Below are 12,601 nucleotides of genomic sequence, written 5' to 3' on the forward strand. Positions count from 1 at the left end.
TACCCGCGTCCGGGTGGGAAATGACCGCGAACGTGCGGCGGCGTTTGAGTTCGGAGACTGACATCGGGTCGGGCGGTCACGGAAAGGGGTTCAGGCTGATCCCGGCGGCCTTTCGGGCGGCCGGTATGCCGCGCGTCGCGCGGCGGCGTCGAGCTGCGGGAGTCGGGCGAGAGCTCGCATCGGCCGGCGCGCGCGCCGCGTCGAAAATGGACTGCGAACGACGTCGCGAGCCAGGCTTCGACCATGCGGGAATCGCCAGCGCAGAACAGCGCAAGGAGCGAATGATACACGTGCGGCGCGGTTGCGGCCGCTGACGCATGTCTTGCCGCTCGATCGGTGGCGGCCCCCGCGTCCTTCCGCACGATGGTCCGAACTCACGCGACGGCAGCCCCCCGATCGCCGGATTCACCAAAGGTGAGCGTTTTCGGGACTTGCAGCGACGGCGGTCGGATGACTGCCAAAGGTGAGGATCGCGAACGTCGGTCGCGCACCTGCTGTGGCGGGCAAAGCGCGAATCCGAGCAGGTGCCGGTCAACGACAAAGGCTGCGTACGGCTGCCGGCAGGCCGGGGCTGACGTCTGAAAAAGTGTGGAAGTGCCCGAAAACGCCCGCCAGCAAAGGCCGATGCGGGTTCGGAATACGGCGCGGGCGGGCGCGAACGAGACCGGCCACAGATAACATGATCGGTGCGTCGCGCGTCAAAACCTGGCTCACCGAAGCAAGCGCACGAGCTCGTGGCAGATCACAAAAGTCGCTGGCCATCCGCGGACGCGGATCAAAGGTGAGGTTTTTCGGGACCTGCGCAACGGTGCGAAGCAAAGGTATCGCGCATCACTTCAAGACCGCCGCGCGTCCGTCGGATGACCGTTTGACAAGGCCCCGCACGCATCAACCGTCGATCAGAAAGCGCTCACGATTCTTGCCGGCCAGCCACGCGGGCGAGCGTCCGCGGCCGCTCCACGTTTCGCCGGTCTTCGGATTGCGATACTTCGCCACCGACGCCGAAGCCGTCTTGCGGCCCGGCTTGCGCGGGCTGCTCGTCAAACCGAGTTCCTCGGCGGTCAAGTCGTATTCGTCGATTTTCTGCCTGATTTCGGCGATGGCCTGTGCGACTTCCTTTTCGCGGGCCGCTGCGACTTCCTTATGAAGTCTTTCGAGTTGCGCGGTCAATTGTTTGTACGAGGCCATGCCGGTGCTCTCCCATCGATTGGATGAATTACTACGAACTGAGTTGTGCGGACACTATCAGAGGACGAGTTCACAGGATAGTGAATCGCACGCACGGATGCATGCGGTGGCTTCCGTGCAGGCCGCGGGGGACGCGCACTATGTACACGACGTTTTGGCGAACGGCGCTTTCGACCGTCGATGCTCATAGCGGCGGCGTTCGTGGTCGATGGCCATCGGAATGGGTCGATCGCCGAGGCCGAACACGCTCCCCGGCGCATATCATCTGTCCGAGAGCCAGCATGCGGCGCCGCGCGGACGTCAGGAAATTGCAGCGCGTCGGATCTACCGAGCGATGCGACAGCAGCGGCGTTACGCAGACGCGCGATGCAACTCACCCGCTTGAACTTACACAACCGGACTTCCTTATTGCCGGCATTCAGTTTCGAGATTCGGGTTTTTCGCGTTTCTCCAACGCGCAAAGCGCGGCATTCAACCGTTTGACGCGGCTTGCCTGCGCCGGCACGATAACCGCGCCCGAAACCAGTTCGATGCGGCTGCGCCAGTAAGAGAGCGGAATACGATCTTGTGCGGAAATGTGTGAGATCACGTGCTCTAGATGTTCGATATCTTTTTCGAGTTGCTGATGATTCATTGCTTTCCCCGGATTGTATTGAATTAATGTCGAAGCAAAATCGAAAGCATGCACGCGCGGTAGCCGACGAAGGCCACCGTACCCGCACCGGGAGCGGAAAAACCTTCCTGAACGTTTTGCTACGTCTGAAAAGTCCAGCAAAATCTGCTTGCCAAGGTTAAATCGCCAACGGTCTAAAAAGACTACTGCCGCCGAAGTTCGCGTTCCGTTGGTTTCCGCACTGACTCCGTTCGACAGCGAAAACGGCTAGCGATTATCGAACCATGAGCGCGGCAAAATAATTACGAACGTGCGACTAAAAGCCTTCATAACGCCGTCTCTAAATCCGATATGCATGGTAACCGGCTATCGGACGACTATTAGGCACAGACTTTTATGACGGCTATGCGCTTGTCGCAATGACACGAGCGTTCGAATTGAACGCATTTGCGGGAGTCGGCAAGCGGCAGGCGCCGCGCAGCGAATCAAGGCCCGCGCCCGCCGTTGCGAAGAAAAGAAAGAGGACGTGCCGCCTCTGGCATGGACGACGCGCGGGCGCGCCGCGACTGCCCACCGCACCTACTTGGCGGCTGCGCGGCAAGCGTAGATCAGGTTCAGCGTGCCGCCTTCGCTCGTCTGGCGCACGACGTCGTATGCGCCGTTACAACTGGCCGCGGCCTGCTGCGCACAGGAATCGGAGCCGGCCGGGCATTGCACCAGCGTGGTTGGCCGCCCATCCGACAGGAACAACGGCGGGCTGCTGCTGCAACCGCTGAGCACGGCCATCGCGCCGGCAACCAGAATGAAACTCGAGTGGCGCAGGAAGAAGGAGAGACTGCGTTTCATTGGAAGCCCCGATCACGTCTTGTTGTTCGATCTCCCGATTGTGCCACGCAGGCGGTGTTTTTCGTGCCCACGTGTACTGCGCGACGGGCTGGGTCCGAGCGTGGCGCGCGCGCCACGCGCCTGCCGATCACCGCACCTGTGCAGGCCTTGCCTGGAGCCATGTCGAGCCGCCCCAACCGCTTTGTTCTGACAGATCGGCGTTACTCCCACCTCGACAACGCGCGACTGAAGCAAGACGATGAAAACCGTCAGCGCCCATCGGTGTAAGGGCAGGCTGACCCAAGTAACAACGGCGTTTAAACGGCCCGCCCCGATCAGGACGGGCCATTTTTTGCGCGCAACCGGTGAAGAAGTTAGGTGAGGAAGTTCGGGAGGGGCTCGCAACGGCGCGCGTGTATCCATCGAACGACGTCGAGCCATGACGAGGTGACAAGCCGCTGCTGTTTTCCGTGCGCGCGTACCGTGCGCGCGCGTCAGCGGCATGACAACGTGCAACGCAACGCGTGCCGTGCGGGGCACGAAAAATGCATCGGACGTCGCCGGGAGTCGCGTTAAACTCATCGTCAGGCTGCACGCGGGGCTGCAGCGGCGAGCGTTACCAGGCAAAGCTCCGGCAGCACGCAATCGCGCACAGCGTCGCGTCATCGCGCGGCAGACGGCGCGCCTTGCTGCCCGTACAATGGTTCGATCAACAACGGAAGAAGGACAACCTCGATGCGCATCACCGGGTCCTCCGGGTCAATGGCCCTGCTCACCGAATACGACGACGCAACCGGGCGCGAACTACGCTCGCTGCGGCTGGAATCGTCGGAAGACGGCAAAGCCATCCTGCTGATCGAAGTCGATGAGCGCAAGCCGGGCATTCACCGCGAAGTGCGCTACGAAATCACGCCAGCGGAGTTGATTGCCGCGATCCGCGCCCACGGCGCCGAGTTGCCCGGCGAGCAGCACAACCATCGTTCATGACATTGGCGGCGCGCCGGCGCAACTGCCGCACGCGCTGCCCGTTTTCCGGTGCCCGGCGTGCCGGGCATCGACGCAGATTGCGGCATTGTTCGCGTCTGCGCCGCCCGCGCGCATCGACGCGCGCATCGATTGACGCCGCTTTGTTCAGTACACCCCGCCAATCGGGCTCTTTCTACGGCATTTAGCAGCGCCGCCGCGTTCTTTGCCAAGCGTGCGCTGACCGGCTTCGGCGTGACACGCTCACGGTTTCCCCGCCCGCCTGTCGGGCGAACCGCGGCCAGCGGAGCGCACGTATCTTCGGGCCGTTTGCACGTCTCAAAAATACGTCCATAATCCTTGCATTCCCCTTGGCGATCCTTACCGCACCGCGCCCGCAAGGGCCGCGGATGTAAACCGATGCTACATGACCTCGTCGAGCAATATGGGCCCGCGCTGGTCTTCGTCAACGTGCTGGCCGCCGCGCTCGGGCTGCCGGTGCCGGCGATGCCCTCGCTGGTGCTGTTCGGCGCGATGGCCGCGATGCACCCCGGCTCCGTCGGCACCCAGTTGATGCCGGTGCTCGTGCTCGCGATCTTCGCGACGCTGCTGGGCGACAGTGCGTGGTATCTCGCCGGCCGCATTTACGGCGGCAACACGCTGAAGACGATCTGCCGGCTGTCGCTCTCGCGTGACACCTGCGTGAAAAAGACCGAGCGCTTTTTCGGCCGCTGGGGCGTGCGCGTGCTGGCGGTCGCGAAGTTCGTGCCGGGCCTGTCGATCGTGTCGATTCCGATGGCGGGCGCGATGGGCACGCGCTACCGAACCTTCCTCACGTACGATGGCCTCGGCGCCGCGCTGTGGGCGGGCACCGGGCTCATCATCGGCGCGCTGTTCGCGCGGCAAATCGACATGCTGTTCGCGATCGCTGGACGGCTCGGCCGTACCGCCGCGCTCGTCGTCGTCGCGCTGCTGCTGTTGTACGCGGTGTACCGGTGGATCCGCCGCCGTCAGCTGATCGCGAAGCTCGCGTCCGCGCGCATCGAGGTCGATGAACTCGCGACGCTGTTCTCGGCCGGCGAGCCGCCGGTCGTGTTCGACATCCGTTCAGAGGAAAAGCGCAAACTCGATCCGTTCGTGATTCCGGGCGCGCAATTCGCCGACGAACGGCAACTTCACGAGATTGTCGCCACCTATCCGCACGATCAGAAACTCGTGATTTATTGTTCCTGCCCGAACGAGATTTCCGCCGCGTGGATGGCGAAACAGTTAAACGAGGCGGGTTTCACCGACGTGCTGCCGCTGCGCGGCGGCATGGAAGCCTGGCGCGATTCAGGCAAGCCGGTCGACACGCTGCCCCATATGCCGCCGCCGGAAGTCGCGGTCGACGACATCGCGCCCAAGGCCGTCTAGCGTCACGGCGGCGTCTGGGCGCCTCGCCCGTTCAAAGCGCGCGGCGTTGGCAACGCCAGCGCGCTGCTTTATCTCCCGTTCAATCTGGCAATGAACATCGAAGGAGCGGTTCAATGCTTTCGACTCAGGAAGTTCCGACTCAAGAAGTAGAAGGACAGCAGGCAGTGGTTGCGGATGCGCCGTTTTCGACGCTGTCGACGCGCATGCACCAGATGTTTCCCGCGCTCACTTGCGCGGAGATCGACCGGATGCGCCGCTTCGGCGAAATCAGCCACTGGCAGTCCGGCGAACTGCTGTTCGAGACCGGCCGCCCCGGCCCCGGTATGTTCGTGCTGCTCGAAGGACGCGTGAAGGTCTATCAACGCGACGGCATCGGCCGCGAGGTCGTGATCGGCGAACATGGGGCTGGACACTTTCTGGCCGAGGTCGGGCAACTGTCGGGCAAGCCGGCACTGGTCAACGGCGTCGCGACCAGTGCGGTCAAAACGCTGCTGATTCCGCCCGCGCGGCTGCGCGCGCTGCTGGTCGCCGAAGCGGAACTCGGCGAGCGCATCATGCGCGCGCTGATCCTGCGGCGCGTGTCGCTGATCGAAAAAGGCTCGGGCGGTCCGATCCTGATCGGCAACAGTAGCGACTCGAGGCTCGTGCTGCTGCAAGGCTTCCTGTCACGCAACGCGCATCCGCATTCGGTGATCGACGAGCGCGACGAAGACGCGCTGCGTCTGATCGAGCAGTTCGCCGCGCAGCGCGAAGACCTGCCGCTCGTGATCTGTCCGGACGGCTCGGTGCTGCGTCATCCGAGCATGCCGGAACTCGCGACCCGCCTCGGGATGCTGCCCGATCTCGACGACAGCTACGTGTACGACGTCGCGATCGTCGGCGCGGGACCAGCGGGCCTTGCCGCCGCCGTGTACGCGTCTTCCGAGGGGCTCTCGGCGATCGTGCTCGACAGCCGCGCGCCGGGCGGCCAGGCCGGCGCAAGCTCACGGATCGAAAACTACCTCGGTTTTCCGACCGGCATCTCCGGCCAGGCCCTCGCCGGCCGCGCGTTCGTGCAGGCGCAGAAGTTCGGCGCGCGCGTCGCGATTCCGGTTCACGTGAAGGCACTCCACTGCGCGGAGTCGCCGTACCGGCTAGAACTCAAGTGCGGCGGACATATCAGCGCGCGCACGATCGTCATCGCGAGCGGCGCCGTGTACCGGCGGCCCGCGCTCGAAGGCCTCGACCGCTTCGACGGACGCGGCGTCTACTACTGGGCGTCACCGGTCGAGGCGAAGCTATGCAAGCGTCAGGAAATCGTGCTGGTGGGCGGCGGCAATTCGGCTGGACAGGCGATCGTCTATCTGGCCACGCATGCGGCCAAGGTCCACGTGCTGATTCGCCGCAGTGGTTTTGAAGCGACGATGTCGCGCTATCTGATCGACCGGATTCGTTCGCTGCCCAACGTGTTCGTGCATCCGCACTCGGAAGTCGGCCGACTCCATGCCGACGAAGAGGGGCTCGCGTCGGTCGTGCTGAAAAAACCACTGCCCGATGGCGTCGATCACTTCGACACGCGGCATCTGTTCCTCTTCACGGGCGCTGATCCGAACACCGACTGGCTGCGCACGTGCGGTGTGGAACTCGACGCAAAAGGCTTCGTGCTGACCGGTGCGGGCGACAGTGGCTCGGCCACCGCGTGCGATCTGGCGACGACCGTCGAAGGCGTCTATGCGATCGGCGATGCGCGTGCGGGCTCGACCAAGCGCGTGGCCGCGGCGGTCGGCGAAGGCGCGGCGGTGGTCGCGCAGATTCACCAGTTGCTGGCGGCATCGGCCGGGGAAGCCGTGGCGTTGGGTGCGTAAGCATGAAAAAACCCCAAAAGTCGGCGTCCGACTTTTGGGGTTCTGCTTTGCTCGACTCGCACAACGCGCTCTTTCAACACCCGCGACACGGGCGCAACGTCGCAACACGTGTCTTCTAACGCTCCAGTTTCGCGCGCAACTCGCGCGCTGCTTCCAGCAATCCTTCGTAACCCGAACGCGCGTGCTCCGGCAGATCGGGGTCGCCAACCAGCGCGCCAAGCGTTTCGATCAGGCTGTACACGATCCCTTTCGCCGCGCCCGACGCAATGCCGCCTGACGACACTTGCTGATTGACGTGACTGAGCGCCGCATCCAGGTGCTCGATTTCGGGACGATTGTCAGAAGGCGGCTTGGGAGGAATGTCTTGCGTCATGATGAAACATCGCTCCTGTAAATGCATCGATAAACAACACGGTCACGTTGTTATATACCGATCATGCGCTGCCGTCTATTCGTGTTCGACGTGACTGCGATCCGCGTCAAGGCGATCAGCGGTACTTCGCGATTTTCGCGTGCGAGGTTCACGCCGACCAATCGCTGATGTTGCCGACGCTCCGAAGATTCATCGATTGCACATGCCACCGTGAACCGCCCGCTCACGATCTCGTCGCCGCACGCCGCACGAAGATCCGCCGAGGCAGATCGAAGGCGACCAGATTGCCCGCCACCACGAGCAACAGACCCACGACCGCGAGCGCGGACCAGCGGTAGCCCTCGAAGATCGTCGATGCCGCCAGCGCCACGATCGGGAACAACACCGTGCAGTACGCGGCTCGTTCGGGGCCCATGCGGCCAACCAGCATCAGGTACCCGGTAAAGCCGATCACCGAGCCGAACACCGCGAGGTAAGCCAGCGCGCCGAGGTAGCGCGCGGTAGGTTCGAGCGCGAACGAATAGCCGGCAAAAATGCTGCCGATGGTCAGAATGCCCGCGCCGATCAACATCGCCCAGCTATTGGTCGTGAATGGATGCAGGCCCATCGACTGCATCCGGCTCGACAACAGATTGCCCGCTGAAAAGCACATCGTGCCGAGAAACGCGACGCCCAGCCCGAGCCAAGCGGCGTGATCGCCGAGGTGGCCCGCCATCTGCTGAACGAACAGACAAACGATGCCGACCAGTCCCAGCAACGCGCCCGCGATCACGCTCGGTTGCAGCGGCCGGCCCATAAACAGCCGGCCGTTGATCGAGTTCAGCAGCGGCGCCGTCGAAAACACGACCGCGACGAGACCGCTCGGCACGATCTGTTCGGCGTAGTAGAAGCACAGAAAATTGAGGCAGAAAAGAGCGAAGCCTTGTGCGGCGAGAAAGCGCCACGCGGCACGCGGCGGCCACATCGGCCGGCGCATGATGCGCAGCAGCGCGAACAGCAATAGCGCGGCGATCCAGAAACGCCACGCAATCGAAACCGGCGGCGGCACCGCGCCGAGTTGCCATTTGATCGCGATCCATGTGGTGCCCCAGATCAGCACGGTGGACGCATAAAGCAGAAGATTCATGGTCGGGCCTTCAAACAGTGACCGCCGCCATCACCAACGACAACGGCAGGCGGCAATGATGAAATACCCACTATGCGACGGCGAGGCCGCGCGCGATTGTCCAGGCTTGCGCACTTTTTCGCGGCGACGCGCGGTAACGCGAGGCCCGCCGTATACTGGCCGCTCAGCCATTTCTTCGAAAGACTTCCGCCCGCTGCCGTGAACGCCACTCCGCCGATCCCCGCGATATCCGCCGCCGGCACGCCGTTCGGGCTGCAGTCGGTGTGTCACACGCTTGCCAGCGCCAACGCGAATCTGGATCGCTTTGGCTGGCTCGGCGACGGGCTTGCCATCGCCCTGTGGACGCGCGACACGACGGTAGCGGAGACCGTCTACGAGCGGCCCGGCCATCACACGCTCTCGTGCTATCTCGATGGCGGCTATCGCACCGAGCGCCAGAAAATGCCTGGCCATTACGGTGCGCCATCACGGCTATGCGCATTGCCAGGCGATCACGAATCGCGCTGGTGGGTGCGCGGTCACATGCACTTCATGCATCTGTATTTCCTGCCGGAGCACTTCACGCGCCGCGCGGTGCAGGAACTCGACCGCGAGCCGCGCGAACTGACGCTCGCCGATCGCACCTATTTCGAGGATCCGCGCATCGCGAGTCTGTGCCAGTCGCTCGTCAACGAAGACTGGCAAAGTCCTGACGGCGTGCTGCGCACCAACGAGACCGCGCACGAAGTGCTGAGCCTGCTGTTGCGCGGGCAAGGCGTGCGGCGCCCGAGCGTGTCGCTCAGGGGCGGGTTGTCGGCCGCGACGCGCCGCCGCTTACGCGACTATATCGACGCCCATCTCGCGCAGCCGCTCACGCTCGGCGAATTGTCCGGCGTCGCGGCGCTGTCGGAATTTCATCTTGCGCGGATGTTTCGCGAGTCGTTCGGCTTGCCGCCCGCCGCATGGATCGCGCGACAGCGGATCGACCGCGCGCGCACGCTGCTGCGCACGACCTCGCTGCCGCTCGCGCGTATCGCCGAGCACTGCGGTTACGCGAATGCCAGCCACTTCAGCCATCGCTTTCGCGAAGCAGCAGGCGTGACGCCCGGTGCTTATCGGCAGGTTCTCGGGATCTGAACCAAACGTCGGCGTCCGCGTCGGCGGCTCGGTTACCTTCTCCTCATTGCAGCGCCAACGCCAGCACGCGTGCAACGTGGATCGCCTCGACACCCGCGCCATCGTGAATCTGATGCCGGCAGCTGGTGCCGTCGGCGACCATCACCGTATCGCCATCGATCTCACGCACCGCCGGTAGCAACGACAGTTCGGCCATCGCCCGCGAGGTCGCATAGTGCTCGGCTTCGTAGCCGAAGCTCCCCGCCATTCCGCAGCACGACGATTCCACCGTCGATACCTTCAGTTGCGGAATCCACTTCAGTACCGTCTGCACCGGCGTGAACGCGTCGAACGCCTTCTGATGACAGTGGCCATGCACCAGCGCCTGCTGCATCGGCAGCGGCTTCAACGCGAGTTGCAGGCGGCCGGCCTTTTCCTCGCGCACCAGAAATTCCTCGAACAGGAACGCGTGCTCCGAGAGCCGCCGCGCTTCGTCACCGAAGCCGTACTGCAGGAACTCGTCGCGCAACGACAGCAGACAGGAAGGCTCGAGTCCCACCACCGGCACCCCGCGTTCGACGAACGGCTTGAACAGATCCAGCATGCGCCGCGCTTCATGCTTCGCTTCATCGACCAGGCCGGCGGCGAGAAACGTGCGCCCGCAGCAGACCGGCCGCTCGCCGTCCCGCACATTGAAGTGCACGGTGTAGCCGGCCGCTTCGAGCACCTGTTGCGCGGCGCGCGCGTTATCCGGCTCAAGATGGTTATTGAAGGTGTCGACGAAGAGCAGGACTTCTTTGAGCGTCGCGGCTCGCGTGGCCTGAGCCGTGAACCGTGCGGACACCGCACCGGCAAGGAACGGCTTTTTAAAGCGCGGCAAGCTGCGCTCGGCCGCAAAGCCGACCGAGCGCTTGAACCACGCCGACACCACCGGCAGGTTGTCCGCGAGCGCGATCAGCCCCGGCACGCGGCTCGCCGCGCCCGCATAGCGCGGCATGAACGCGACCAGCCTGTCGCGCAGACTCAAGCCGTGCCGCTTCACGCGCGCCGCCCGCGCTTCGATCTTGAACTTCGCCATATCGACGCCGGTCGGGCAATCGCGCTTGCAGCCCTTGCACGATACGCACAGATCGAGCGTCTCCTTCACGTCGTCGCTCGCGAGGCCAGTGTCGCCGAGTTGCCCCGAGATCGCGAGTCGCAGCGTATTCGCGCGCCCGCGCGTCAGATGCTGCTCATCCTTCGTCACGCGATAGCTCGGGCACATCGTGCCCGCGTCGAACTTGCGGCAGTGGCCGTTGTTATTGCACATCTCGACCGCTTTCGCGAGACCGCCGCTCAGATCGTCGCCGCTGCCGGGCGCGCTTTGCTCGCCGGTCAGCGGATCGCGTTCGACGTTCCACGCGGACCAGTCGAGCACCGTGTCGATCCGCTGTTCGCGATAGCCTGGCGCGAAGCGGAAGTTGCGCGCGTCGTCCATCTTCGGCGGACGCACGATCTTGTCGGGATTGAAGCGGTTGTCAGGATCGAACAGCGCCTTGATCTCGCTGAATGCCTCGTTCAGTCGCGGTCCGTATTGCCACGCGACCCATTCGCCACGGCACAAACCGTCGCCGTGTTCGCCCGAATAGGCACCCTTGTATTCGCGCACCAGCGCGGCCGCTTCCTCCGCGATCGCGCGCATCTTCGTCGCGCCATCGCGGCGCATATCGAGAATCGGCCGCACGTGCAGCGTGCCGACACTCGCGTGCGCGTACCACGTGCCTTCCGTGCCGTGCCGATGAAACACGTCGGTCAAGCGACTCGTGTAGTCGGCCAGATGTTCGAGCGGCACCGCGCAATCCTCGATGAACGACACGGGCTTACCGTCGCCCTTCATGCTCATCATGATGTTGAGCCCGGCCTTGCGCACTTCCCACAGCGCTTTCTGCGCGTTCGCGCCCGGCATCTCGACAACCGCGTCGGGCAAACCGAGTTCGCCCATCAGTTCGGTGAGCTCCCGGAGCGACGCCAACTGCGCGTCGCGATCGTCGCCCGCGAACTCGACCAGCAGAATGGCCTGCGGGTCGCCGACCAGCGCTTTCTCGATCACCGGACGAAACGCGGGATTGCTCAACGCGAGATCGATCATCGTGCGATCGACCAGTTCGACCGCGACCGGCTTCAGTTTGACGATGTGCTGCGTGAGCTCCATCGACTGCCGGAAGGTCGGAAAGTTGACGACGCCGAGCGCCTTGTGCGCGGGCAACGGCGCGAGCTTCAGCGTAATTTGCCGGCTGAACGCGAGCGTGCCCTCGGAGCCGACCAGCAGATGCGCGAGGTTCGCGCTGCCGTCGTCGGTATACGCGCGCGGATTCTGGCAGTCGAACAGGTCGATGTTGTAGCCCGCGACGCGGCGCAGCACCTTCGGCACCCGCGCGACGATTTCATCACGTTCGCGCTGTGCGATTCGTGTGACGCCCGCGACGATCTGCTGCAACCGCTCGCCTTGCGGCGGCTCGCGCAATGAGCCGAAACGCGCTTCGCTGCCGTCGGCGAGAATCGCATCGATCGCGTCGACGTTGTGCACCATGTTGCCGTATTCGATCGAGCGCGAGCCGCACGAGTTGTTACCGGCCATCCCGCCGATCGTGCATTGCGCGGCCGTCGATACGTCCACCGGAAACCACAGCCCATGCGGCTTCAACCACGCGTTCAGATGGTCGAGCACGACCCCGGGCTCGACCGTGACCGTGCGCGCATCGGCATCGAACGCGACGATATTGTTGAGCCACTTGCTGGTATCGATCACCAACGCGTCGCCGACCGTCTGCCCGCACTGACTCGTGCCCGCCCCCCGCGCGAGCAGCGGCACCTTCTCGCTGCGCGCGATGTCGAGCGCGATACGCAGATCGTCCTGATCGCGCGGCACCACGACACCGACCGGCATGATCTGGTAGATCGACGCATCGGTCGCGTAACGGCCGCGACTCGCCGTGTCGAACAGCACGTCGCCGCGCAACGATTTGCGCAGATGCTGCGCGAGCGGACTCGTCGCGCGCGCGGCGGACGGCACCAGATGGATCGGCTTGACGAGCAAGCCCGAGGCGGGGTTCGTCATCGTCGGTGTTCCTATACGCCCATGCTCGTCGACACTTGCGGCTTCTCGGCCGCGCCCGCTTCGA

General features: G+C 64.2%; 10 protein-coding genes. 4 read left to right on the forward strand and 6 right to left on the reverse strand.

The genetic code is table 11. The features are described 5' to 3' along the window. Nucleotides 1-888: 888 nt before the first annotated feature. The 3 genes from VGH68_RS29390 to VGH68_RS29400 all read right to left on the reverse strand — a co-directional run bounded on the left by VGH68_RS29390 (nucleotide 889) and on the right by VGH68_RS29400 (nucleotide 2,647). Complete coding sequence (locus tag VGH68_RS29390) at nucleotides 889-1,188, reverse strand: H-NS histone family protein (protein ID WP_331607257.1); 300 nt, start codon at nucleotides 1,186-1,188, stop codon at nucleotides 889-891. A 418-nt stretch (nucleotides 1,189-1,606) separates the two neighbouring features. Beyond that, nucleotides 1,607-1,822, reverse strand: a complete 216-nt coding sequence (locus VGH68_RS29395; protein ID WP_331607258.1) for a hypothetical protein — start codon at nucleotides 1,820-1,822, stop codon at nucleotides 1,607-1,609. Nucleotides 1,823-2,380: 558 nt separating this feature from the next. Beyond that, nucleotides 2,381-2,647 (reverse strand): hypothetical protein, encoded by a 267-nt coding sequence (locus VGH68_RS29400; RefSeq protein WP_331607259.1) that lies wholly within the window; start codon nucleotides 2,645-2,647, stop codon nucleotides 2,381-2,383. A gap of 714 nt (nucleotides 2,648-3,361) precedes the next feature. On the opposite strand from VGH68_RS29400, the gene VGH68_RS29405 reads away from it, so the two are divergent. The 3 genes from VGH68_RS29405 (at nucleotide 3,362) to VGH68_RS29415 (ending at nucleotide 6,846) form a co-directional block, all read left to right on the forward strand. Further along, the gene (locus VGH68_RS29405) at nucleotides 3,362-3,613 is read left to right on the forward strand and encodes a hypothetical protein (protein WP_331607260.1); all 252 of its coding nucleotides are present in this window, start codon (nucleotides 3,362-3,364) and stop codon (nucleotides 3,611-3,613) included. 396 nt (nucleotides 3,614-4,009) lie between these two features. Continuing rightward, nucleotides 4,010-5,002: a DedA family protein/thiosulfate sulfurtransferase GlpE gene (locus tag VGH68_RS29410; RefSeq protein ID WP_331607261.1), complete on the forward strand. Its 993-nt coding sequence runs from the start codon at nucleotides 4,010-4,012 to the stop codon at nucleotides 5,000-5,002. A gap of 113 nt (nucleotides 5,003-5,115) precedes the next feature. After that, a complete protein-coding gene (locus VGH68_RS29415; protein WP_331607262.1) occupies nucleotides 5,116-6,846 on the forward strand; it encodes an FAD-dependent oxidoreductase in 1,731 nt (576 codons plus the stop codon). Between the two features lie 115 nt (nucleotides 6,847-6,961). Here the strand turns inward: VGH68_RS29415 and VGH68_RS29420 are convergent, their stop codons facing one another. Next, nucleotides 6,962-7,219, reverse strand: a complete 258-nt coding sequence (locus VGH68_RS29420; RefSeq protein WP_331607263.1) for a hypothetical protein — start codon at nucleotides 7,217-7,219, stop codon at nucleotides 6,962-6,964. 223 nt (nucleotides 7,220-7,442) lie between these two features. Continuing rightward, the gene (locus VGH68_RS29425) at nucleotides 7,443-8,345 is read right to left on the reverse strand and encodes a DMT family transporter (protein WP_331607264.1); all 903 of its coding nucleotides are present in this window, start codon (nucleotides 8,343-8,345) and stop codon (nucleotides 7,443-7,445) included. 198 nt (nucleotides 8,346-8,543) lie between these two features. Here VGH68_RS29425 and VGH68_RS29430 point away from each other — a divergent pair, with 198 nt between their 5' ends. After that, nucleotides 8,544-9,461: an AraC family transcriptional regulator gene (locus tag VGH68_RS29430; RefSeq protein WP_331607265.1), complete on the forward strand. Its 918-nt coding sequence runs from the start codon at nucleotides 8,544-8,546 to the stop codon at nucleotides 9,459-9,461. Nucleotides 9,462-9,504: 43 nt separating this feature from the next. On the opposite strand, the gene VGH68_RS29435 is transcribed toward VGH68_RS29430, so the two are convergent. Continuing rightward, nucleotides 9,505-12,537: an FAD-binding and (Fe-S)-binding domain-containing protein gene (locus tag VGH68_RS29435; RefSeq protein WP_331607266.1), complete on the reverse strand. Its 3,033-nt coding sequence runs from the start codon at nucleotides 12,535-12,537 to the stop codon at nucleotides 9,505-9,507. Nucleotides 12,538-12,601 lie beyond the last annotated feature (64 nt).

Source organism: Paraburkholderia sp., assembly GCF_036488505.1.
Lineage (GTDB): Bacteria > Pseudomonadota > Gammaproteobacteria > Burkholderiales > Burkholderiaceae > Paraburkholderia.